The 24,782-nt window shown below is 32.8% G+C and carries 20 protein-coding genes; 10 read left to right on the top strand and 10 right to left on the bottom strand.

The genetic code is table 11. The features are described from left to right. The 3 genes from ACODH8_RS07595 to ACODH8_RS07605 form a co-directional block, all read right to left on the bottom strand. Complete coding sequence (locus ACODH8_RS07595) at nt 1-918, bottom strand: phosphate/phosphite/phosphonate ABC transporter substrate-binding protein (protein WP_332464712.1); 918 nt, start codon at nt 916-918, stop codon at nt 1-3. A 184-nt stretch (nt 919-1,102) separates the two neighbouring features. Next, nucleotides 1,103-3,100, bottom strand: a complete 1,998-nt coding sequence (gene tkt, locus ACODH8_RS07600; RefSeq protein ID WP_420517655.1) for a transketolase — start codon at nt 3,098-3,100, stop codon at nt 1,103-1,105. 107 nt (nt 3,101-3,207) lie between these two features. Then, on the bottom strand, nt 3,208-3,450 hold the full coding sequence (locus tag ACODH8_RS07605; protein ID WP_332464710.1) for a DUF896 family protein: 243 nt from the start codon (nt 3,448-3,450) through the stop codon (nt 3,208-3,210). Between the two features lie 144 nt (nt 3,451-3,594). Between ACODH8_RS07605 and lexA the strand changes: the two genes are divergently transcribed. The 10 genes from lexA to ACODH8_RS07655 all read left to right on the top strand — a co-directional run bounded on the left by lexA (nt 3,595) and on the right by ACODH8_RS07655 (nt 13,905). Then, a complete protein-coding gene (gene lexA / locus ACODH8_RS07610) occupies nt 3,595-4,215 on the top strand; it encodes a transcriptional repressor LexA (protein ID WP_332464709.1) in 621 nt (206 codons plus the stop codon). 109 nt (nt 4,216-4,324) lie between these two features. After that, a complete protein-coding gene (locus tag ACODH8_RS07615; protein WP_332464708.1) occupies nt 4,325-4,534 on the top strand; it encodes a hypothetical protein in 210 nt (69 codons plus the stop codon). Between the two features lie 125 nt (nt 4,535-4,659). Beyond that, entirely contained in the window at nt 4,660-5,847 is a 1,188-nt protein-coding gene (locus ACODH8_RS07620) for a cation:proton antiporter (protein ID WP_420517656.1), read from the top strand. Between the two features lie 136 nt (nt 5,848-5,983). Then, nucleotides 5,984-7,018: a M42 family metallopeptidase gene (locus ACODH8_RS07625; RefSeq protein ID WP_332464707.1), complete on the top strand. Its 1,035-nt coding sequence runs from the start codon at nt 5,984-5,986 to the stop codon at nt 7,016-7,018. Between the two features lie 356 nt (nt 7,019-7,374). Continuing rightward, complete coding sequence (locus tag ACODH8_RS07630; protein ID WP_332464706.1) at nt 7,375-7,995, top strand: 50S ribosomal protein L25/general stress protein Ctc; 621 nt, start codon at nt 7,375-7,377, stop codon at nt 7,993-7,995. 202 nt (nt 7,996-8,197) lie between these two features. After that, nucleotides 8,198-9,370, top strand: a complete 1,173-nt coding sequence (locus ACODH8_RS07635; protein WP_332464705.1) for a hydroxymethylglutaryl-CoA synthase — start codon at nt 8,198-8,200, stop codon at nt 9,368-9,370. 11 nt (nt 9,371-9,381) lie between these two features. Next, on the top strand, nt 9,382-10,665 hold the full coding sequence (locus ACODH8_RS07640) for a hydroxymethylglutaryl-CoA reductase, degradative (RefSeq protein WP_332464704.1): 1,284 nt from the start codon (nt 9,382-9,384) through the stop codon (nt 10,663-10,665). A 133-nt stretch (nt 10,666-10,798) separates the two neighbouring features. Continuing rightward, entirely contained in the window at nt 10,799-11,953 is a 1,155-nt protein-coding gene (locus ACODH8_RS07645; protein ID WP_332464703.1) for an efflux RND transporter periplasmic adaptor subunit, read from the top strand. Between the two features lies 1 nt (nt 11,954). Further along, nucleotides 11,955-12,689 carry an ABC transporter ATP-binding protein gene (locus tag ACODH8_RS07650; RefSeq protein WP_332464702.1) on the top strand — a complete coding sequence of 245 codons (735 nt, stop codon included), beginning with the start codon at nt 11,955-11,957 and terminating at the stop codon, nt 12,687-12,689. Further along, entirely contained in the window at nt 12,682-13,905 is a 1,224-nt protein-coding gene (locus ACODH8_RS07655) for an ABC transporter permease (protein ID WP_332464701.1), read from the top strand. Before ACODH8_RS07650 ends, ACODH8_RS07655 begins: the two co-directional genes overlap by 8 nt. Nucleotides 13,906-15,048: 1,143 nt before the next feature. Here the strand turns inward: ACODH8_RS07655 and ACODH8_RS07660 are convergent. The 7 genes from ACODH8_RS07660 to ACODH8_RS07690 all read right to left on the bottom strand — a co-directional run bounded on the left by ACODH8_RS07660 (nt 15,049) and on the right by ACODH8_RS07690 (nt 24,574). Beyond that, nucleotides 15,049-15,426: an ASCH domain-containing protein gene (locus ACODH8_RS07660; protein ID WP_332464700.1), complete on the bottom strand. Its 378-nt coding sequence runs from the start codon at nt 15,424-15,426 to the stop codon at nt 15,049-15,051. Nucleotides 15,427-15,487: 61 nt separating this feature from the next. Continuing rightward, the gene (locus ACODH8_RS07665) at nt 15,488-17,002 is read right to left on the bottom strand and encodes a DUF1846 domain-containing protein (RefSeq protein ID WP_332464699.1); all 1,515 of its coding nucleotides are present in this window, start codon (nt 17,000-17,002) and stop codon (nt 15,488-15,490) included. A 136-nt stretch (nt 17,003-17,138) separates the two neighbouring features. Continuing rightward, complete coding sequence (locus ACODH8_RS07670; RefSeq protein ID WP_332464698.1) at nt 17,139-18,095, bottom strand: L-threonine 3-dehydrogenase; 957 nt, start codon at nt 18,093-18,095, stop codon at nt 17,139-17,141. A 22-nt stretch (nt 18,096-18,117) separates the two neighbouring features. Beyond that, a complete protein-coding gene (locus tag ACODH8_RS07675) occupies nt 18,118-19,305 on the bottom strand; it encodes a glycine C-acetyltransferase (RefSeq protein WP_332464814.1) in 1,188 nt (395 codons plus the stop codon). Between the two features lie 116 nt (nt 19,306-19,421). Then, the gene (locus ACODH8_RS07680; RefSeq protein WP_332464697.1) at nt 19,422-21,020 is read right to left on the bottom strand and encodes a CTP synthase; all 1,599 of its coding nucleotides are present in this window, start codon (nt 21,018-21,020) and stop codon (nt 19,422-19,424) included. Between the two features lie 180 nt (nt 21,021-21,200). Continuing rightward, nucleotides 21,201-22,685, bottom strand: a complete 1,485-nt coding sequence (locus ACODH8_RS07685) for a sulfatase-like hydrolase/transferase (protein WP_332464696.1) — start codon at nt 22,683-22,685, stop codon at nt 21,201-21,203. Between the two features lie 113 nt (nt 22,686-22,798). After that, on the bottom strand, nt 22,799-24,574 hold the full coding sequence (locus tag ACODH8_RS07690; protein WP_332464695.1) for a DNA-binding protein: 1,776 nt from the start codon (nt 24,572-24,574) through the stop codon (nt 22,799-22,801). Nucleotides 24,575-24,782: the final 208 nt, after the last annotated feature.

Raw genomic sequence — 24,782 nt, forward strand, 5'->3', positions numbered from 1 at the left:
CTACTCTCCTTTAATTCCTAATGTTTCAATCATATCCTTCACCGTATCGTAATCAGATTCTTTCGCTTCAACATATCTAACTGTTTTATCTTGATAAAAGGCTTCAAAGAATTTTTCATCTTCATATTGTAAGTAGAATTCTTTAATTTTTTTCTTTAAATCTTCTGGTAAGTCTTTTCTAACAACAAATGAAGGATTTGGAATCTCATCTGTTTCGGCAATTACTTTTAGTTCATCCTTATCAACTAATTCTGCTTTATCCATCATAGCAATGACTTGTCCTGCAACTGCTGCTGCCTCATAGTCACCTTTAACAACTCCCATTAAACTTGAATCATGTTTTCCTGAATATGCCACTGTTTCAAAAAAGTAATTAGGTTCTTCTACTTTATTTGGGTCTAACTCTAACTCTTTAACTAGTGTATATTTTGGAAACATGTAACCAGATGACGACGCTGGGTCTACAAAAGCAAAATTTTTACCTTTTAAATCTTTTAGTTCATTAATCTCTTTATTATCTTTTTTAGTAACAAATACTGTTTTATAGACTTCTGCACCTACACTGCTTGTCGTTACAAGGGGTTCTATATTCACTCTTTGTTTTGCTTGGAAATAACTCATTGGTGAAACAAGTAACACATCTAACTGTTCATTTTTCATCGCTTCAATCCCAACAGCATAATCTCCACCTTCCATTTGTTCAACAGGAATACCGATGTACTCACTCATTGCTTTTTGGAAAGCTTCGTTTTTCCCACCAGCTTCTGGATTATTTTCATCGGGCATCGTTACAACAGTTAATTTTTCAGGCCAATCTTTGTTAGCTCCTTTACCGGAACTTCCTTCACTTGACTGACATCCTGCTAATAATATAACTCCTAGTACTAATGAAACAGTTGCTAAAATTACTTTTTTCATTTGTTTACTGCACTCCCTTATCTCTAATCTGAATACATCATAACGACTTACTGTAAATTTCAACCTAAGTTTTCAGTAAAGCTTCCGTAAAGAGTGTAAAGTTTTCCCTTTTTGTTTACATGAGACTTACTTGATTTTTACGCACAAAAAAAGTCAGACTATCACAGTCTGACTTTCTATAAGATTATAAAGATTTAAATGTGTTTACTACGTTTTCTACTGTAAAACCATATTTTTCGATAACTGTATTTCCTGGAGCACTTGCACCAAAGCGATCGATTCCTAGTGTTTTACCTTCTAAACCAGTGTAACGTTCCCATCCAAATGTAGATCCCATCTCAATAGAAACACGTTTAGTAACTGATTTTGGAAGAACAGATTCTTTGTATGAAGCATCTTGTGCATCATAAATAGCTGTTGAAGGCATTGATACAACTGATACATCGATTCCTTCTTTAGCTAATTCTTTTTGAGCTTCCATTGCTAAATTCACTTCAGAACCAGTTGCAATTAAAATCCCTGCTGGTACGTCACTTGTTGAAGGTGATAATACATAACCACCACGTGCAACACCTTCATAAGCTTTTTCTTTAGTTCCTTCTAAAACTGGTAAGTTTTGACGAGATAAAGCTAAAACTGTTGGTGTTTCAGTTGAAGTTGCTGCTAATTTCCATGCAGCTGAAACTTCATTTCCATCAGCTGGACGAATTAAGTTAACATTTGGCATACTTCTTAAGCTTGATAATTGTTCAATTGGCTCATGAGTAGGTCCATCTTCTCCAACTGCCACTGAATCATGTGTTAACACATAAGTCACAGGTGCTTTTTGAATAGCTGATAAACGTACTGCTGGACGTAAGTAGTCAACAAATACAAAGAAAGTTGCTCCGTAAACGCGAGTACCACCATGTAAAGCAATACCGTTCATTGCTGCTGCCATTCCAAATTCACGAACACCAAACCAAATGTTACGGCCTTCATATGATCCTGGTTCAAAGTCTTTTTCTCCAGCAATCATTGTATTGTTTGATGAAGAAAGATCGGCTGATCCACCCCATAAGTTAGGCATTACTTTAGCTAATTCTTGAATAGCTTCTTTACTTGTAATACGACTTGCTGAAGAATCTCCAACTTCATAAACAGGTAATGCTTTTTCTAAATCAACTGTTACCTCACCTTTAAAGGCTTCTTCAAATTGTGCTGCTAATTCTGGGTACTCAGCTTTATATGAAGCGAATAATTCGTTCCATTTAGCTTCTGCTTCTGCTCCCTTAACAAGCATATCTTCTTTAAAACGAGTTTGAACTTCTTCAGGTACAGTAAATTCTGGGTAATCCCATCCGTAAGCTTTTTTAGCTACTTCAATTCCTTCAGCACCTAATGGAGCACCGTGAACTTTGTTTGTACCTTGATTTGAAGCACCAAAACCGATAATTGTTTTAATTTCAATAATTGTTGGTTTGTTTGTTTCTTTTTTAGCTTCTTCGATAGCATTAGAAATTGCTTCTAAATCGTTACCGTCTTTTACTAAAATATGTTGCCAACCAGTTGCTTCAAAACGACCCTTAACGTCTTCACTAAATGATTTATCTAAAGGACCATCTAATGAAATATCATTTGAATCATAAAGAACGATTAATTTATCTAATTTTAAATGACCAGCTAAGCTGACTGCTTCTTGAGAGATACCTTCCATTAGGTCACCATCTCCACATAAAGCGTAAGTATAGTGATCAACAATATTAAAGTTCTCTTTGTTATATGTAGCTGCTAAATGTGCTTCTGCCATTGCAAAACCAACACTCATTGCAATCCCTTGACCTAAAGGACCTGTTGTTGCTTCGATACCATCAGTATGTAACACTTCAGGATGTCCTGGTGTTAAACTATCCCATTGACGGAAATTTTTAATCTCTGACATTGGTAAGTTATAACCAGATAAATGAAGTAAACTATATAACATTGCAGACCCATGTCCAGCAGATAAAATAAAACGGTCTCTATCAGCCCAGTTTCTTGATGTTGCTGGATTTACTTTTAAATGTTTTGTCCATAATGTATAAGCCATTGGTGCAGCACCCATTGGTAATCCAGGGTGACCTGAGTTAGCTTTTTGAATCATGTCTAAACTTAATGTACGAATCGTGTTAACGCCTAATTGATCTACTTGATCAAACTTCATAAAATACATCCTCCTATTTAGGTTTAATTTACCTTTATTTATTGTATTTTACCTCGAAACGGTATTTTTAGCAAGTTCTTTTAAGCTCTTTTCAGTCTCTTAAAGAATTATCTACCATGTAGACCTTTCTCTTTTTGGATTTCTTTTAATTTATCAGGTGTCACATCGTTTCCTTCATCATCCATTACTTTCATGCCTTCAATATGATTACGCATACCGCCTCTAAATCTCTCTAGATACTCTTGGCGTAAATCCTGTTGTTCACTTTTTTCTTCTGTTGTTAATCCTTCAGCCGTTTTAGATTTTTTGGCTAATTCATTAATTCTTGCTAATTTTTCTTTACTTAACATATTAAATGCCTCCCTTTAATTCATTCTCAATTTTAGCTTAATCAAGATAAAAGCACAATAAATTACCTTTCTAAAAAAGCGAACACCCGTTTGATTTTTATTCACAATTATGTTACACTCAAAAAAAAGAAATGGAGAAATCTTATGACAAAAAAACAATCTTCAAGACAAGTTGATGTTTTAAAATACATATATGAACAAGTCGAAGAACGTGGTTATCCACCAACAGTTCGAGAAATTGGCGAGGCTGTTAACTTGTCTTCCACTTCTACTGTTCACGGACACTTATCTCGTTTAGAAAAAAAAGGACTAATTTTAAGAGACCCTACTAAACCTAGAGCAATTGAATTAACAGCAGAAGGATTAGATGTTATTGGTGTTCGCCCTTCTACTATCCCTATGTTAGGTGTTGTTACAGCTGGTGAACCTATCTTAGCTGTTGAAGAAGCATCAGACTTCTTTCCATTACCACCAGATTTAAAATACGAAGAGAATTCACTCTTTATGTTGACTATCCGTGGAGAAAGTATGATCAATGCTGGTATTTTTGATGGCGATCACGTCATTGTTAGAAAACAAGCTAACGCTTCTAATGGCGATGTCGTTATTGCGATGACAGATGAGAATGAAGCTACTTGTAAACGATTCTTCAAAGAAGAAACTCATATTAGACTACAACCAGAAAATGACAGTCTGGAACCAATCATTCTTAGTGATGTTTCAATATTAGGTAAAGTTGTTGGCCTTTACAGAAATCATATTTAAAAAAATAAAGCGTAATGCTTTATTTTTTTCTTTACAAAGAGAACGTTTGTTTGTATAATAAAAATAAAGATACGAACAAACGTTCTAAACACCTAAGGAGTGGTCGAAGATGGAAGCAATTAGAAGATATGCATTATTATTAATCGTTTTAGTTTTAGGTATTATTTTAGGTACACTTGGTTGGCAAGCTGCTTTAATTGTGTTAACTCCCCTTACGATGATTTGGTTAATGCTCTGGGATGAAAAAAGTTACAAACATAAACAATATAAAAAAGTAATGAAAGAAAATCCTCAATACGTTTATAGAAACAGTCGCTAAATAAGTGACTGTTTTTTATTTCCACATTTTATTTTAATTTTCAGTGCATAAAAATTGCTATGTAATTTTATTTTTTGTTATTATAATAATGTACCAAAAATAAAATATAGAAGGAGAGGATGTTTTTGACCTTTGAATTATTGAAAATGGTCATCTTTATTTTACTCGGAACAAAAATCGCAGGACATCTCTGTAACAAGCTTAATCTTCCAGTCGTCTTTGGAGAATTAATGGTTGGACTTATCATTGGACCTGCACTCTTTAATCTCGTACGAGAAACGGAAGGGATTCATCTATTTGCTGAAATAGGAATTATACTTCTTATGTTTTTAGTCGGATTAGAAAGCGATTTGGGATTACTCAAACGATACTTAAAGCCAGCCGTTATGGTTGCTACATTTGGTGTCTTAGTCCCATTTATCTTCATTACCATTCTAGGCCAACTTCTTGGCATGGGAACTCCAGAATCACTCTTTTTAGGCATTATCTTCAGTGCCACCTCACTAAGCATTACCGTTCAAGTACTCAAAGAGTACGACTACCTTGATAACGAAGCAGGAGCTATCACTCTAGGCGCCGCCATTTTAGATGATACTTTCGTTGTTTTACTAATTAGTATTTTTACAGCAGTCATTAATTTTGATGCTGAAATAGGTTTTACTACTCCTATGCTTTGGGACTTAATTGGTAAGAAAATACTATTCTTCGTTATTGTTTACTTAGTTGCTAAATACCTTATCAAACCTGTTATGAATATGGCTTCAAAAATGAGTGCCGTTAAAGCAAAAACTGCTATGGCATTAGTCTTATGTTTTGCCTTCACTATCTTTGCTGAAGAAATGGGATTAAGTGATATTATCGGTGCATTCTTCATCGGTGTTATGTTGTCTACTCACGAATCTAGTCATGAAATTGAAGCTGATTTAGATACAATTGGTAATAGTTTGTTTATTCCAATATTCTTTGTTTCCATTGGATTAGGTATCCACATCGAGGCGTTATTTACTCAATTCTGGTTAATTTTAATTCTTTCAATTGGTGCTATTACAACAAAACTTGTTGGTGGTTATATTGCCTCTCGTTTAATGAAAGTTAATCGTAAATCTGCTTTTATCATCGGTTCTGGTATGGTATCTCGTGGTGAAATGGCTTTAATTGTCGCAAAAATTGGACAAGAATTAGGATACATCTCTGATACATTCTTTACTGTCGTTATTGCTTCAATTATCATTACAACCTTAATTTCTCCACTATTACTGAAATTTAGTATTAGTTTAGAAGCAAATGATGATGCTGAAACATTAACAACTTAAACAAATAAAACATCTCTACTAAAATTCCCCTCTCATTTCGACAGAGAAACTTTGGTAAAGATGTTTTTTTCTTGCTTACTTTTGTTTCTTATTCTAATCTTATAGATATATATAAGAAAGAAGGCGTTGTTTTATTATGACTTTATCAACTATCAAATTGGTGGAAACACTAACAAACATCCCATCTCCTACTGGGAATACAACTACTATTATTAATCACATTGATTCTCTTTTAAAAGAACATGGTTATGAAGGACAGAAAAATAGAAAAGGAAGCCTTATTGTAACAGTTCCTGGAGAAGACAATAACAACCACCGTTTTATCACTGCACACATCGATACATTAGGCGCTATGGTTAGAGCTATTAAACCAGATGGACGACTAAAATTAGATTTGATTGGTGGCTTTAGATACAACTCGATTGAGGGAGAATATTGTACGATTCATACTCAATCTGGAAAAGAGATAACTGGGACTATATTAATGCATCAAACAAGTGTCCACGTCTATAAAGATGCTGGTACGGCTGAGAGAAATCAAGATAATATGGAAGTTCGTCTTGATGAAAAAACTTTTTCAAAAGAAGACACACAAAATTTAGGTATTCAAGTAGGCGATTTTATTAGTTTTGATCCCCGTACTGAAATTACTGAATCTGGTTTTATTAAATCACGTCATTTAGATGACAAAGTAAGTGCTGCTATTTTGATTCAATTTTTAATTGAGCTAAGCCAATCTAAAAAGACCTTGCCTTACACAACACACTTCTTCTTCTCTAACAATGAAGAAATTGGATACGGAGGTAATTCAAATATTGACGAACGTGTCGTAGAATACCTTGCTGTTGACATGGGAGCTATGGGTGACGACCAACAAACAGATGAATATACAGTTTCGATTTGTGTTAAAGACGGCAGTGGCCCCTATCACCTTGGTCTTAGAAATCATTTCGTCACTCTTTGCGAAGATAATAATATTCCGTATCAATTAGATATCTATCCATTCTACGGAAGTGATGCTTCTGCTGCAATGCGTGCTGGAGCTGATGTCAAACATGGTTTAATTGGCGCTGGAATCGAAGCTAGTCACGCTTTTGAACGTACTCATAATGATTCAATAGTTGCTACTGAACAATTAGTTTCTAAATATTTATTTAGTCCTTTTTCATAAAAATAAAAAAGACGAAAGTTATTAAAAATAAAATATAAAGTTATTACTTGACCTTTTATCGGATAAGAAGTATGGTTAGTACATAAGCTTATATTATAGTGTGGTTTTTTGAACCATGATGAGCAGGCAAGTAACAGAGTGTCTAAGTATGAAATTCTGTTGTTTTAATTTTGAATATCTTTTTCTATTCGATTAAAATCGCCTAATCAATTTGTAAGTTTATGGTTCGTCACTTAAAAAATGCTGACATTCATTTTTTAAGCGCATGATAATCGACAGGCTCAATTCTCGGTTAACACTGCAGAACTAAATAACGAACCGAATGAAGATTTTATTCTAAAGGAGGAAGATTATTTATGTCAGTAGTATTAAAAGCAGAAAAAAGAGCGGTTAGACCTCGTTCTATCCGTACAAAGTTAAGAGCAGAAGGAAGAGTACCAAGTGCTGTTCATGGTAACAAAAAAGAAAATATTTCATTTTCAGTTGATGCCCATGAATTAGACAAAGCTATCCGTGAAAATGGATTAAACGCTGTGTACACTTTAGATTTAGATGGTCAAAAAATTAGTACTTTATTACAAGACTATCAATTAGATACTTTTTCAAGAGAATGGATTCATGCTCAATTCTTAGCAGTAGATATGAATGAAGAAGTTGAAGTTGAAGCAGAATTAACATTAGTTGGAACACCTAAAGGCGTTAAAGCTGGTGGAGTTCTTGAGCAAAACTTATACGCAGTAACAGTATCAGCTACTCCTGATAAATTACCTGAGCGTGTTGAAGTAGACATTACTGAAATGGCGATTGGTGATTCTTTAGTAATTGGCGATTTACCTAAACAAGACGGATTCACTATTGTAACAGATGCTGAAGAGCAAATCTGTACTGTTGTTGAAATGGCTGCACCATCTGAAGATGATGAAACAGCTGCAACTCCAGCTGAACCAGAAGTTATTACTGAAAAAGCTGCAGAATAATAACGTAACACAAAAGACTGATCCTAGTGATCAGTCTTTTTTATTTATGTAAATGAAATGAAATAACTTTCTATTCTCATTGTCTTTTTCAATGTTTCTAAAGAATCATTTAAGTATTTAGAAACTTACTGGGTTTTCTATAGTCTTATTCGAATCTATGATAAAATGACAAAGGTTAATAATATTATTAGGAGTGTTATAGATGATTGGAATAGATAAAATGAATTTCTTTACGCCAAATACATATATTGATTTAGTAACCTTGGCTAACAAACGTGGGATTGATCCAAATAAATTTACCATTGGTATTGGACAATCCAAAATGGCTGTTCCTACTATTACACAAGATACAGTTTCTATGGGAGCTAACGCAGCATTTCCAATTCTTGATAAAGAAGATTTAGAGACTATTGATTTAATTGTGGTTGGAACAGAAACTGGTATTGATGAATCTAAATCATCTGCTGCATTCATTCATCAACTACTAAATATCCATCCCTTTGCAAAATCAGTTGAAGTGAAACAAGCTTGTTACGGAGCTACTGCAGGGTTAATGATGGCTAAAGACTATATTAAAGCCCATCCTGGTAGAAAAGCATTAGTAATTGGTTCAGATATTTCGAGATACGGTCTAAATACATCTGGTGAAGTAACTCAAGGTGCAGGAGCTATCGCACTTCTTATTAGTGAAAATCCAAGAATTTTAGCATTAGACGATACTTCTGTTGCCATGACTGAGAGTATTTTTGATTTTTGGAGACCGAACTACCGTGATACAGCAATTGTTGACGGTAAGTATTCAAATGAAGCTTACGTTAATTTCTTTACAACTATTTGGGAAGAATATAAAAATAGAACTAATCATTCATTATCTGATTTTAGCGCCTTCTGCTTCCATTTACCTTATAGCAAAATGGGACGTAAAGCTCTTCTTCCAGTTTTAGAAAATGAATCAGAAGAATTAGCAACTGAGTTACTTAAAAACTATGACTTATCTACTGATTACACAAAAAATATTGGTAATATTTATACTGGTTCTCTTTATTTAAGTCTTATGTCTTTATTAGACCATTCAGATAATACTTTAAAAGAAAATGATTTGATTGGTTTCTTTAGTTACGGATCTGGTGCTGTCGGTGAAATTTTCTCTGGAAGATTGGTACCTGGTTACGAAAACTTCTTAATGAAAGAAGAACATATCGCTATGTTAGACGAGCGCTATGATTTATCGATTGAAGAATACGAAGCCATTTTCAATAAAGAGTTACCTAAAACAGATGGAACTCATCCTCTAAGTGAAGCTAAATACGATAAGAGCTTATTCTACTTATCAAGCATTACAGATCATCAAAGACATTACAGTCAAAGGCAATAAGGAGTTTTAAGATGGTTAACAAAGAAAAAAAATTCTATCAAAAAACTCGATTAGAAAGACTTGATTTTTTATCTCAAACTGAAAAGATTTCTTCTGAATCAAAACAGCTATTTACAGATAATACTTTATTAGCAAATGATGTAGCTGATTCTTTAATTGAAAATCAAATCACGCAATTTCATTTACCACAAGGAGTCGCTCTTAATTTTACTATTGATGGCATTGAAAGAGTTATTCCTATGGTGGTTGAAGAACCTTCAGTCATTGCAGCTTGTAGTAATGCGGCTAAAATAGTTGGTTCTAGTGGCTTTAAAACTTCTGTAATCAGTCGTGAGTTAATCGGACAAATTATTCTAAAAGACGTTCCTTCTATCGACCAAGCTAAAAAAGATATTGAAGAACAATCAGACATACTTTTTGATTTAGCTAAACAAGCCCACCCTTCTATTCATAAACGTGGTGGTGGATTAAAAAGTATTGAGACTACCATTATTTCAGATCCACTGCTCACTGATAAACAGTTTCTTACAATCTATTTGAAAATAGAAACTAAAGACGCTATGGGTGCTAATATTATCAACACTATTTTAGAAGGTGTCACTCCTTTTCTAGCTGATTTAACTACAGGAACTCCTTTAATGTCAATTCTAAGTAATTACAACACTGAAGCTTTAGTAAGTGCTACTTGCGACATAGAGGTTGATCGTTTAGCTACTTCTTCTTTTACTGGCCAAGAAATAGCAGAAAAGATTGTAGAAGCTACTCTTTATTCAAAACTAGATCCATATCGTGCTGCTACACATAACAAAGGCATTATGAATGGGATAGATTCAGTTGTTATAGCAACTGGAAATGATCCTCGCGCTGTTGAAGCTGGCGCTCATGCTTATGCTAGCCGGAGTGGTCGCTACCAAGGAATGACAGATTGGCAACTAGTTGATAATAAACTAGTTGGTTCACTTACTTTACCTATGGCAGTTGGAACTGTTGGTGGTGCGATTTCGGTATTACCAATGGCTAAAGCCAATTTAGAGTTATTAAATGTTTCTAGTTCTGAAGAGCTAGCTCGTATTATTATTTGTGTTGGTTTAGCTCAAAATTTGGCTGCTTTAAAAGCATTAGTCAGTGATGGTATCCAAAAGGGACATATGAGTTTACATGCAAGCTCTTTAGCCATACAGGTTGGTGCAAAAGAGGAAGAAATAAAAGAATTAGCAAACCTATTGAGAGCTGAATCTAAAATGAATACTCAAATAGCACATAAATTATTAGAAAAAATAAGAAAAAAATCATAATAGACATCAAATGACTTAGGAATCAGTATTTAGACTGATTCCTAAGTCATTTTTAGGTCTTACGTCTGATGTTAAAGTATCTTCTTTTAAGATAGAATTAAATAGTATAAAAAATAAAAGGAGTTATTATATCATGTCAAAGAAAAAGAAAATCATTATTGCCGTTGTAGCAATACTTGTCATTTTGTTTGTAGGGTTTAAATTATTGTTTGGAGGAAAACCTAAAGAAGCACCAATGGCAGAATCAAACATCGAATACTTCGCTGTTGAAGATGTGGAACAAGTTTTTATTAACGGTATCGTGACTCCCACAGAGTCAAAAGAGTTTATTAAAGATCCTGCTTTAGGTAAGTTAGGTGATTTAAACGTTAAGAACGGAGACAATGTTGAAAAAGATGCTGTTCTTTATCAATATGTGGATGAAACAAGTAGTAATCAAATCACTGAGTTAAAATTCCAAATTGAATCAACTCAAGCTGAAAAAGAAAAAGCTGCTCGTCAAATGCAGTTAGAAATCAATGAATTAGGCTCTGCCACAACTGGTGAAGGTGAACCAGCTGCTGCTGCTCCATCTCAAGAAAGTATCGCTTTAAAATACGATATCAATAGTTATGATATTAAAATGGGCCAATTACAAAGCCAAATTGATGAACTATATAGCAAGCAAGTCAATCAAGTCCTAGCACCATTTAAAGGACAAGTGACTATTGCTCAAGAACAAAATAGAGATAGTGCGATTATGACTTTAACATCAAATGATTTTTATGTAGAAGGTGAAGTCAACGAACGTGACCTTAGTAAAATCAAAGTAGGTCAACCTGCTGAAGTAAGAACAATTGCTGATAATAAAGTTTATAAAGGTGAAATCACTTATATTTCAAACTCACCAACGACTAGTCAAGCTTCAGCAAACGGTGCTTCTCAATCTAGTGGTAGTGGTGCTTTATCAACTTATACAGTTAAATTAACACTAAAAGATGGTAAAGATATCAAAACTGGTTTCCATGTTCAATCTTCTATTAAATTAGATGATAAGAAAATTGAAATCCCTGAATCTGCTATTCACACTGATGAAAAAGATAAGAAAAAATATGTTTTCGTAGATGACTTCGGAACTGTTTTAAGAAAAGATATTGAAGTAGCTGAAAAAGCTAATGATGAAGGCATGATTGTTGTAACAAGCGGCTTAGAAGGCTTAGATAAGATTATCGTTAAATCTGATAAAGAATTAAAGAATGGTGAATTATTAGATACTATGGGTGCTGAAATACCAGAGGAGATGAAATAACATGACGGAAGACATTAAACAAGAAGAAATACTCTCTTCCTCTTCTCCTCTAATTGAAATGACTGATATAAATAAATACTATCCAGTTGGAAAAAATCAATTACACGTTTTAAAGAACTTGAATCTAACCATTGAACGTGGCGAATTTTTAATGATTATGGGGAAATCTGGAAGTGGTAAAACCACATTAATGAATATCATTGGTTTTCTAGATCAAACAACTGATGGAACTTATATATTTGACGAGAAAGATGTTTCTCAGTTAACTGAAAACCAAAAATCTGATTTAAGAAATAAATACATTGGTTTTATTTTCCAACAATTTTTCTTAATTCAATCTCTCAATGTTTCTCAAAATGTTGAATTGCCTATGGTTTATGAAGGACAGAAAAAAGAAAATAAACGTAAAAAGATTGCTGAACATTATTTACAACTCGTTGGCTTAGAAGGTAAAGAAAATTCTAAAACAACCGAGCTATCAGGTGGTCAACAACAACGTGTTGCTATTGCTCGTGCTTTAGTCAATGAGCCTTTATTAATTATGGCAGATGAACCTACAGGCGCTCTAGATAGTGAAACAAGTGCTGACATCATGAACATTTTAACGGATTTAAATAAAGAAGGTAAAACTATTGTCATGGTAACCCACGATAATGACATGAAAAAATATGCCTCTCGAGTAGTTTACATGCGCGATGGTATTTTCTTAAGTGAGGAGGAATTTAATAATGCTTAAAAATTTATTATTAAGTACTTTCTTAAGTTTAAAAGCTCATAAATTGCGTGTTTTTCTAACCATGGTTGGAATTATCATTGGTATTACTGCCGTAGTAACCGTTTCAGCCATTGGTGAAGGAATGAAGCAAAGTAGTTTAGAGTTACTTGAATCAACGAATGCTGATACGATTCGTTTAATTTACCGAGTTGACGCTGAGGATGAAACGGCTGTTGCTAGTCAAAGTTTTGATGAGTTTGCATTTAGTATGTCAGATTTAAAGATGCTTAGAAAACTTGACGGTGTGGATAATATTAGCGCTGATTATGGATTTGGGTTCGGTAATACAGAATCTATCCAAGGAAATATCTCCTTCTTTGAAACACAATCTGGTGGTGAAATACAAGCTTATACAAAACCTGATCCTAACGTCATTCATGGGGCTGATTTTTCAACATCAGATTTAGATAAAAATCGAATTGTTTTAGCCTATGATACGATGCTTTACGGTTTAAATATTAAACATCCTAAAGACATTATTGGCAAAGCAATAGACGTTGATGGACAAAAATTCCAAGTTATAGGCGTTAAAAAGAAAGTTAACATGGATGAAATGATTACAGATGGTTCTATTTTTAGTAATACCATTCCTAAAAAAGCTTATAATGATTTAGCTAAAAATAAGCCAATCAACGCTATTAAATTAAAAACTAAAACGGATGCTGATCGTATGATGGTTATTGAAGAAGCTAATGCTCTACTTAAAGATTACCACCCACAATTGGTTGGTAATTTTGAAGAAGATCGTAGTAATGAAACATTCCGTAAACAAATGGAAGACATGCTACAAGCTGTTATTACGGGGCTTTTATTCATCACTGCTATTTCACTACTTGTTGGTGGTATTGGCGTTATGAATATTATGTATGTTTCAGTCTCTGAGAGAAAACGTGAAATCGGAATTAGACGTGCGATTGGAGCTAAACCTTCCAACATTCTAATTCAATTTTTATTAGAAGCTGCCTTTATCACACTAATTGGTGGTGTTATCGGTGTTCTACTTGGTTCTGGTATTGCTAACTTAATTTCAGCAGTGATTCCTGATGTTAAAGCAATTGTCAGTCCTCAAATGGCCCTCATGTCTGCTGGTATTTCAGCAGCAATTGGTTTAGTATTCGGTGTTATACCTGCTGTAAATGCAGCAAAAATGGATCCTATTAAAGCCATTTATCAATAAAATAATAATGTAAAAAGGATTCGAAATAGTTAATTTCGAATCCTTTTTATTTTTATTAGTAGTAATATTGCGATTACTTTCAATTATTCATTAAAAGAAACAAAATTTAAGATAATTTTGTTTCTTTATTTTCAATAATTTTAGGTTAGTTCTTTTTGTTAGGATTTAAAATGATAGAAATATAATAGCTTAACCTTAGATTTAATTTTTTTATCAAAGAGAGAGAAAAAATGATCTATATACTAGATAATATTCATTTATTAGCTAGATTATCAATGTTTAGCAAAGATGGTATAATAAATAATTTGGGATATCTCATCTTTATATTAATGGGGAACTATAATATAACAATAATATCAGTTTTAATTTGTAAGGTTTTATTATTACTAAACTTACTAGAGATCATGGGATTATTAGTTAGTTTTTCATAAAAAATTAACTGAATATTATTAAAAATCAATGCCATTGAAAACTTTTATTAATGTATTTAACTAATTTAAGAAATAACTTATCTATTGAATGTACTAAAGTTATTTTTTTCACTAAAACTAATTAAATCAAAAAGTTAAAAGACTCATTAATAAAATCTATAATTAATTTATCCATGTAACAACGACTAAAGAACTGCCGAAAATATATTGAATGTGTTTCACCTCACAAGTATATATCTAAATCATCAAATTAAAAGGTACTATTTATATTTATTACAATTAACGTCTTCAAAACAAAAGTTAAATAACTGTCTAAAAATTCACAAACACAACTCTTTTAATACTTATAACAATTTCTTATATATATATTCAAAAGTTCTATAACTTAATTATTAAAACGTTTATATTTTTTCTAATAATTGAAAACGCTTTTCATATGAGAAATATATCTAATTAATTCGTCTAATAAGTTTGTTAAAAAAAACAACTTTGTCTAATTTTTAACAATATAAGAAAAAATGTTAGGTATTTTTTGAAATAAATTTCATTTTTTCTTTTATATAAATATTTCGGATAATTTTTCATTTTAATCAAAAGTTCACAAATACGATTAAAACGTTTTAGTATTTTTAAGAAAAATAAAAAATGTTAGTTTATTAAAATAACATTTTTATTTATATTAATTTTTTTTAATTTTCAATCGATTTTCTCCTTATTTTTTAACTTTAAAGAATACACACTCTAATATTGTCTCTTTATCTAAAGAAACTCCGTAATTCTTTAACTTTTCTCCATAATACTTATTATGAATGTTAAACCAATTAATGTAAGTTCCATCTCCTTCTGCAACTGCAAAAGCCTCCTCAATTTCACCAAAGGGTTTATTATAAACTTCGGTTACTTCGACAAGGCATACCTGTTTATTCTCTCCATCTCTAATTTCCCACAAATCTCCTACTTGACTAGCTAAGTTTCCCTCTATTTTTTGTAACTCTTTTAATGAAGAAGTAGCATATTTTTCACCACTCAAAACTAATTGAGCTAACTCTGTTTGTTCTTTTTTAGTGCCACCAAATTGAATAATTTCCATTGATAATCTCCTTTTACAAAAAAAGGACTACCCTTTCAGAATAGTCCTTTCTAATTACTTCTTAAATATAAAATAAATTCTCAGATGGGAAAATTGGATCACTTGTAATATCCATTCCTAAACGTTTTAATATCTGTTCATCATCTTTATTCAACATAACTGTCGAATGAGCTTGAGTTCCCTCTAATGAAGATAGTTTTTCATAAGCTATTTGAGCTGTTGGATTAGTCACGGCACTAATTGATAAAGCAATTAATACTTCATTTGCATTAAGTGCTGTAATCTTGCTGTGTAGATCAACATCCTTCATTTTACGAATCGTTTCTAAGATAACTGGTGATAATAATAAAATTTCATCTGCAATATTAGCTAAGTATTTAATTGAATTTAAAATAGCAGCAGCAGAAGAATCCATTAAATCAGTTGAGCGACCTGTAATGATTTTCCCATCAGGTAGTTCAAAAGCCATCACTGAAACTGGCGCTAATCCTATTTCTGTCTGTTCTTCTTTTAACTTAGTAGCATAATTTCTTGCTGGAATAACTGGATGTCTATCTTCTTTCTTGAGTTCCATCTCTTCCATAATCACTTGAATACGGCTAACAACATCATCGTCAACCATTCCACGTTTATGGAAACACTCTGTATCAAAGCAACGACGAATAATTTCTTCTTTAGAAGCTTCTCTAACCACTTCGTCATCAATAATCCCAAATCCAACTCGGTTAACACCCATATCAGTTGGTGATTTAAACACTGATTCTTGATTAGTAATTCTCTCAATAATACGTTTAATCACAGGGAATGTTTCAATATCACGATTGTAATTAACAGCCACCTCACCATATGCTTCATAATGATATGAATCAATTAAGTTAACGTCTTTCAAATCAACGGTTGCTGCTTCATAAGCAATATTTAAAGGATGTTTTAATGGAACATTCCAAACTGGGAAAGTTTCAAACTTAGAATAACCTGCAATACGGCCAAGTTTACTCTCATGATAGATTTGGCTTAAACTAGTCGCTAACTTTCCACTACCAGCTCCTGGTGCTGTTACAACAACAATAGGTTTTGTTGTAGGAATATAAGGATTTTTACCAAATCCTTCATCACTTACAATTTGATCAATATTGTATGGATATCCTTCAATGGCTTCATGTGTATAAACTTTAATATTTCTTTTTTCTAATTTATTAATGAATACTTTTGTAGCTGGCTGTCCACTGTAGCGTGTGATTAAAACACTATTAACTTTTAAACCATATTCTGTAAATTCATCAATTGATTTTAGAATATCCATATCATAAGTAATACCATAATCACCACGGATTTTATTACGTTCAATGTCTCCTGCGTAGGCACAAATAATAACTTCTGCTTGATCTTTTAATTTTTGAAGGATCTTAATTTTTGAGTCCTCATCAAACCCTGGTAACACTCGTTTTGCGTGTTTATCACCAATCAGTTTGCCTCCAAACTCTAGATACAACTTGTCATAATTATTTACTCTCTCAAGAATATATTTTGACTGTTCTTCAATATACTTTTGAGAATCAAATCCAATTTTCTTCATGTTGATCCCTCCATTAATTATTCAAGAAACTATTATAAAGGAAATAGTTCATACTGCCAACTGATAACTATCGTTCTTTTTAAATAATAGCTTCCTCACAAAAAAAGAGTGGGATATAGTATCCCCTCTTTTTTAATTACTTCACTTCTAGTTTAATTTTTAATTTTTCTAACATATCCTCAGTCATCTTATCTAAATCGTATTTAGGAGCAAATGCCCATTCTGTTTTAGCAGCAACACAATCTAATGTGTCTGGCCAAGAATCAGCAATTCCTTGTAATTTAGGATTAACGTCGTAGGTCATTGTAAATTCAGGTAATACCTTTTGAATACTTTCTTTAATGCCTTCAGGGTCAAATGACATGGCTGAAATATTAAAAGCATTGCGATGAACTAACTTATCAGCTGGAGCTTCCATTAATGTAATAATAGCGTCAATGGCATCAGGCATATACATCATATCCATGACAGTACCTTTACCAATTGGACAAACATAGCTTCCTGTTTTCAATGCTTCATAATAAATTTCAACAGCATAATCTGTTGTTCCACCACCTGGTAGCGTATCATATGAAATTAAACCTGGGAATCTAACCCCACGTGTATCAACACCAAATTTCGAATAATAATAATCACATAGCAACTCACCAGCTACTTTTGTGATACCATACATTGTTTTTGGTCGTTGTAATGTATCTTGTGGTGTGTTGATTTTAGGTGTTTCTGTTCCAAAAGCACCAATTGAACTTGGTGTAAAAAATTGTAAGTCTAGTTTTCTGGCAACTTCAAGGGCGTTAGTTAACCCTGTCATATTAATATGCCAAGCAACTTGCGGTTTATCCTCAGCAACAGAAGATAATAATGAAGCTAAATGAATCATCGTATCTGCTTTAAACTCAGTTGCAAGTTCAAGCATTCTGTCTTCATCTAACACATCCAAAGTTTCAAACAAACCATTTTCAACAACTGGATGTCCTTCTGGTCTTCTAATATCTGTTGCTAAAACATTATCGTTTCCTTTTTCTTCTCTTAAACGCGTCACTAATTCAGAACCTATTTGTCCTAAACAACCTGTTACAATAATTCTTTCCATGATTTTCCACCTTTACAATTAACTAAATGATTCCCATTTCTTTACCAACTTTTTCATAAATAGCTACTGCATTATCAAGCATTTCTTTTGTATGAGCTGCTGTTGGCATATTTCTCACACGTCCAGTTCCTAATGGGACTGTTGGGAAGACGATTGGTTTAACATAGACACCTTCTTCAATTAATCGTTTCGCAAAAGATTGTGCTAATTTTTCGTCCCCTAAAATAACTGGAGTTATCGGTGTTTCAGATTGACCAATATCATAACCAATTTTTTTAAGCTCTGCTTTAAAGTAATTAGCATTCTCCCATAATTTCTCCACATGGCTTGAGTCTGACTCCATTAAGTCAATGGCTTTAATAACTGCAGCAGAAGCTCCTGGAGTTAAAGAAGTTGAAAATAGAAATGGTCTTGCTTGAGATTTTAACCAATCAATTAATTTTTGAGATCCTGCAACATAACCTCCAACAACACCAATCGCTTTAGATAATGTTCCCATTTGGAAATCTACTTTGTCTGAAAGACCAAACTCTTTGACAGTTCCAGCTCCACCACCTAAAACACCAGAACCATGAGCATCATCAACATAGACAATTAAATTATATTTCTCAGCAATCTCCATAATTTCTGGCATTTTAGCTACATCGCCGTCCATTGAAAAGACACCGTCAGTAATATACATGATTTTTTTATAAAGGCCACTTTCAACAGCTGCTTTTGCTTTTTCTTCTAAATCTTTCATATCTGAGTGTTCAACACGAATAATTTTAGCTCGTGATAAACGACACCCATCAATAATAGAAGCATGATTTAAGCTATCTGAAAGAATAGCATCTTCTTTATTCATAACAGCAGAAATAGCCCCCATGTTACAGTTAAATCCTGATTGGAAAGCAATCGCTGCTTCAGTTCCTTTAAATTTAGCAATGCGCTCTTCTAATTCACGGTGGATTGCAAGTGTTCCGTTAATAGTTCTAACAGCACCAGCTCCAACACCGTATTTTTCTGTTGCGTCATTAGCCGCTTGAATTAATTCAGGATGAGTGGCAAATCCTAAATAGTTATTTGATGCTAAGTTAATTTTTTTCTTCCCATCAATCATAATTTCTGGGCCATTAGCACCATCAAGAGTATCAATTGTTGAATATAACCCTTTTTCCTTTAAATCATTTAGACCTTCATCTAAAAAATTCTCCAAACTTGGACTCATAAAACTCATAAATAAAAACCTCCTGATTTTTTATAATCATAGTATACCATTTTTTATCTACTCATCACTAAAAAGAACAGCTTTCTCATGATTTATCCTCTTAAATATAGATTAAATTAACTATTTAAAGACGCTTCGATAAACCCATTAAATAAACTTTGTGGACGTGTTGGTCGTGAAATTAATTCAGGATGAAATTGTGAAGCTACAAAAAACTTCTTATCAGTCATTTCTACAATCTCAACTAACTTACCATCAGGAGAAAGTCCAGAAAAAGTCCAGCCCTTAGCTTCAAATAAGTCGCGATACTCATTATTAAACTCATAACGATGGCGATGACGCTCCATAACAACAGATTGATTATGATAAACTTCTGCTGTTTTAGTTCCTGCTTTAATCTCGCAAGGATATAAACCTAATCTTAAAGTACCACCTAGGTTTTCAACATTCTCTTGGTCAGTCATCAAATCAATGATTTTGTCTGACGTATTAGGATTAGTCTCTGCTGAATGAGCCTCTTTTAATCCTAAAACATTTCTAGCAAATTCCACACAGGCCATTTGCATTCCTAAACAAATACCTAAGAATGGCACATCATTTTCTCTAGCAAAACGAATAGCTTCAATTTTTCCTTCTAAACCACGATCACCAAATCCTCCTGGCACTAAAATCCCTGCAACGTCTTTTAAAGCTTCTGCAACATTATCTGATGTAAGGTCTTCAGCTTGTATCCATTTGATATCAATATCGCTGTCATGGTTAAATCCTGCATGTTTAAGGGCTTCTACTACTGATAGATAAGCATCTGGCAATTCCACATATTTTCCAACTAATCCAATTCGTACTCGTTTGCTAAGATTTAGTACTTTATTTTCAAGCTGTTTCCATTCTGTCATATCTGCTTCAGGTGCTTCTATTTTTAAATGGTCACACACAATTTGGTCCATTCCTTGAGCTTGTAAATTTAATGGAATTGAATATAACGTATCTACATCTAAAGATTCAATAACCGCTTCTTTTTTAACATCACAAAACTGAGCTAATTTTTCTTTTGTTCCTTCACTTAATGGATACTCAGATCTAAGTACTAATAAATTAGGTTGAATCCCTAAGCTTCTAAGTTCCTTAACACTATGCTGAGTTGGTTTAGTTTTCATTTCACCTGCAGCATTTAAATAAGGAATCAAAGTTGTATGTATATACATAACATTATCGTTTCCAACTTCAGCTTTCATTTGTCGTAAGGCTTCTAGAAATGGTAATGACTCAATATCCCCAACAGTTCCTCCAACCTCGGTAATAATAATATCAGCATCTGTAGTAGTTGCTGCACGCATGATTTTATCTTTAATTTCATTGGTAATATGAGGAATGACTTGTACCGTTGCTCCTAAATAATCTCCTCTACGTTCTTTTTTTAGAACTTCAGAATAAACTTTTCCTGTTGTCACATTAGAATACTGATTTAAGTTAATATCAATAAAACGCTCATAATGTCCTAAGTCTAAATCTGTCTCAGCTCCATCATCTGTGACAAATACTTCTCCATGTTGATAAGGACTCATTGTACCTGGATCCACATTAATATACGGATCAAATTTTTGAATAGTTACTTTAAGGCCTCTATTTTTTAGTAGTCTTCCTAAGGATGCTGCTACAATTCCTTTACCAATTGATGAGACTACGCCACCTGTTACGAAAATATATTTTGTCATGATTTATCCCTCTTTCTTTCTAGTTTGGAGAAACTTAGAAAAAACAAAAAACTCCCCTATTCCATTTAGAATAAGGGAGCACTTATTTTCGTTCACTTCTGACCCTATTTCTAGGGTGCCCAACAAATACTTTACATCTCAAGGTAAAAAAAGTCAATTATTTTTTTCATAAAACATATGTTATCTTAATGCTAATAACCGATATTCATTAATAAGATTATCATTATTTGTTTCCATCCATTCTAATAAGCTTAACTTCATATCAGAAAGAATCTCGTGATATTCTTTGTTATCAATTTGATTAATTAACTCATAAGGATCATTATTTAGATCATACAATTCATCCGTATCACCTGCATTAAAAATATATTTATACTCTTTTTTTCTGATCATTCTCTGAGAATATAAAATACTTCCAATACCTGAGCATTCTGTTACCACTGTATCTCGCCATTCAACTGGTTGGTCTTCAAGCAATGGTTTTAAAGATTGACCATCTCTTTGACTTTCTTCTGGACTGTAACCGGCATAATTTAAAATAGTTGAATACAAATCCACATTAGAAACTAACTCGAATACTTGTTTTTTACTATCCTGAAATGGTTTTTTTATAAATAATGGAATACTACATGTTTCTTCGTACATAAATAAAGCTTTATCACATAAGCCACCATGAATACCTAGTGATTCACCGTGATCTGCACTGAATATAACCATTGTCTCATCATAAATCCCTTTGTCTTTTAAATAATCTAGTAAACGGCCAATCTGATAATCAATATGACTGACACAAGAAAAATAGTATTTTACAAACGGTTCGACATCTTCAAAAGAGGTAATATTTCCTTTTTTAACTTGATGGATTTTTGGTTTGTTTGGACTATCCCCTGAAAAATTTTGCCAAGGTTCGATAGACTTATCTTCATACAACTCAACAAATTCTTTTGGTGCATAATAAGGCTCATGTGGTCCCCAGAAATTTAACTGAAAGTACCACGGTTTGCCTTCTTCAAAAGAATCAATTAAAGTTTTTGTTCTTTCAATTAAAAAGTGCTCAATGGAAGTTTCAATCCCACTTAAAATAGCTGCTGCTTGATGGTCCCCGTAGTGACCTTTAATGATTTCTCCAAACTCTAAGGTTAAGTCTTTTTCTTTTAAATACTCTTTGTATTCATCATAAATATAACCACCAAACCCATGACCGGGAAAATCATCTCCTTGATAACCATGGTGAGTTGGAACTGAATCGTTTTTTAATTTAAACTCTGCAAATTCAATATCCCCCATATACTGTTGAATATACCAATCATTTTTTACATTGTTCACACCAGTTCCTAAATGCCACTTTCCTGTATAGCCAGGTGTGTAACCAATCGCTTCAAGTCTTCTACTTAATAGTAAAGCTGTATCTGCTAATTCTTGTACCATGTTGCCATAATTATAAGAATTAGTAATCATGCCATGATGAATTGGATAAAGACCAGTTTGGATAGTTGCTCTGGCTGGTGTACAAATAGGACATGTTGTATAAGCATTTTCAAACACCACGCTCTCTTCAGATAGTTTATCTAAATGAGGTGTTTCACTGATTAATTGTCCATATGCCGACAAGGTATCTTTTCTTTGTTGGTCTGTTAAAATAAATAAAATATTAGGTTTTTCCATTGAGAATGACCTTCTTTCACATTATTCACTTATATCTTAACTTTGATTGGTAAGGCTTTCAACTTTTTAATTGAACTTTACAAAAAAAGACTGCAATCATGCAGTCTTCTCTACTATTCGGTTGGTGTTAAATTTTCAATCACAATATCCTCAATTGTGATTAATGCATCGTCTTTGGTTTTATCAGCACTAAAAGATACTTTATCGCCATCTTTTAAAAACATACTATAAACATTGTTGCTTGTACTAATACGATAGACTTTATCATCATTTTCAAGCATAAATGAAACAGTTTGATTACCATCAACCACAAATTGATTCACTCGAGTTACAACACCTGAAACGTCTACTAAATCGCCAACTTCAGTATTTTTGTTATTGCTTCCTTTTAGACTTAATTTCATTTTATAAGCTTGTAATGTTTTTTCTGCATCTGTTCCATCAACTAAGATGTCACTGTCTGTTGCAGAAATATAAACGTATCCTTTAAAAATACCATTTGTATCTAATAAGGAAATAATCCAAGTTGGAACACCTTCGATATTATAAAGAATCGGCATTTTCGCTTCCCATTTTTTCTCTGGATAAATCTTTTCAGAAATAGCTATTGCGCCATCACTATCCATCATCCCTTTTGTGTCTCTATAAAACTCCATAGTTCCTGTTCTAGCATTAATTAAACTGTAACCTAAAGCACTATCTTGTTTTTCATCATCACTAGTAAAATCTGTAAAGTAAAGTAATTCTCCTGTTTTAGAAACAAGCGGCGTTACAGCACCAGATGAATAAATTCCATTGGTTGTTGGTATCTTAACATCATCTTTAGAAAATAAACTATTCAACCAGCCCTTACCATATTTTCCGTAATAATTATTCATACTACTAGCTACGGCACTTGTTAACGGGGCATCGATTTCTTCAGGAACATCTTTTAAATCATAGACTTTAGTTTCCCCTGTCACACTATTTAGAACAGCTGTTTTAAAACTATCGTATCGTTTTTTCCCACTAAGCCCGTATTCTTTATACAAACTTTGAACGTAATACGGAGTTCCATCATTTCCTATTTCTAAGTTAACCGCTCCAATTCTTGTATAGTTAGATGATTTCGCATAAATCTTGCGTTCTGCATCTTGCCATAAAAAGCTACTTGGAACATACTTCATTTCTTTTTCAACAAATTCTGGTTGCGCATTAATATCAGTAGCACTCACTTTGAAATACCCAGGAACTTTTTTGTATTTATTCCATTTCCAAAAGCCACGGTATTCTAATCCTGAAATATAGACATATTCACCGTCAATCAATTGAGCTGTCGTCGTTCCTAATTGGTAACCACTATAATTAGGGACACTACTCATCATTTTTTGCATTTTATTTCTAGCACTTTTTGTAGACATTGCAATTGGTGTTTCTTTTGTCGATTTCAATTCCTCTGTCTGCTCAACTTTTTTTACTGGTATTGTTTCGTAAATTTCAGTAATACTAAGAATTCTAATAACAGGTGTACTTATTAAAAATAATACCATGAGTAAAATAGAGATACCTAATAATTTTTTACCATTCTTCTGAAATGTAAAAGATCTTTTGTTTCTTTGTTCTCCGTCTGTCACAATATTATTTTCTGTGAAGGAAGATAAAAATGAAAACAGGTTACCTAAAATAAACCCTAATAAATTATAAAAAATCAATTGATTTAATGATTGTGAAGGTAATACAAAATAAACATAACTAAACGACAAAATGAAATAAACGATTGCTATTTTAATTCCTGTCATCACACTATTTTTTATTTTCTTTTCTTTAGGTCTAAACAAAATACCTAAGATAATGGCCAATAAAAAACCAATGCTGAATTTTAATGTTATAACTAATAATCCTATACTCAACAAACTCACTCCTTAAAACTTTAATACTCTAATCATAACAAATTATATGCTTATCTACATCGGTCTAAAGACTAAAAAAAAAGGCTCTATAATTTCTACTGTTGGTAGTTTAAAACTATCAACAGTTTTTTTATACAAAAAAACATGTGATATCCGTTAGAATGAAATTGCGAAAGAACAATCTAAGGAGGACACCACATGTCATACT

This window comes from Vagococcus fluvialis (genome assembly GCF_048815235.1).
GTDB lineage: Bacteria > Bacillota > Bacilli > Lactobacillales > Vagococcaceae > Vagococcus.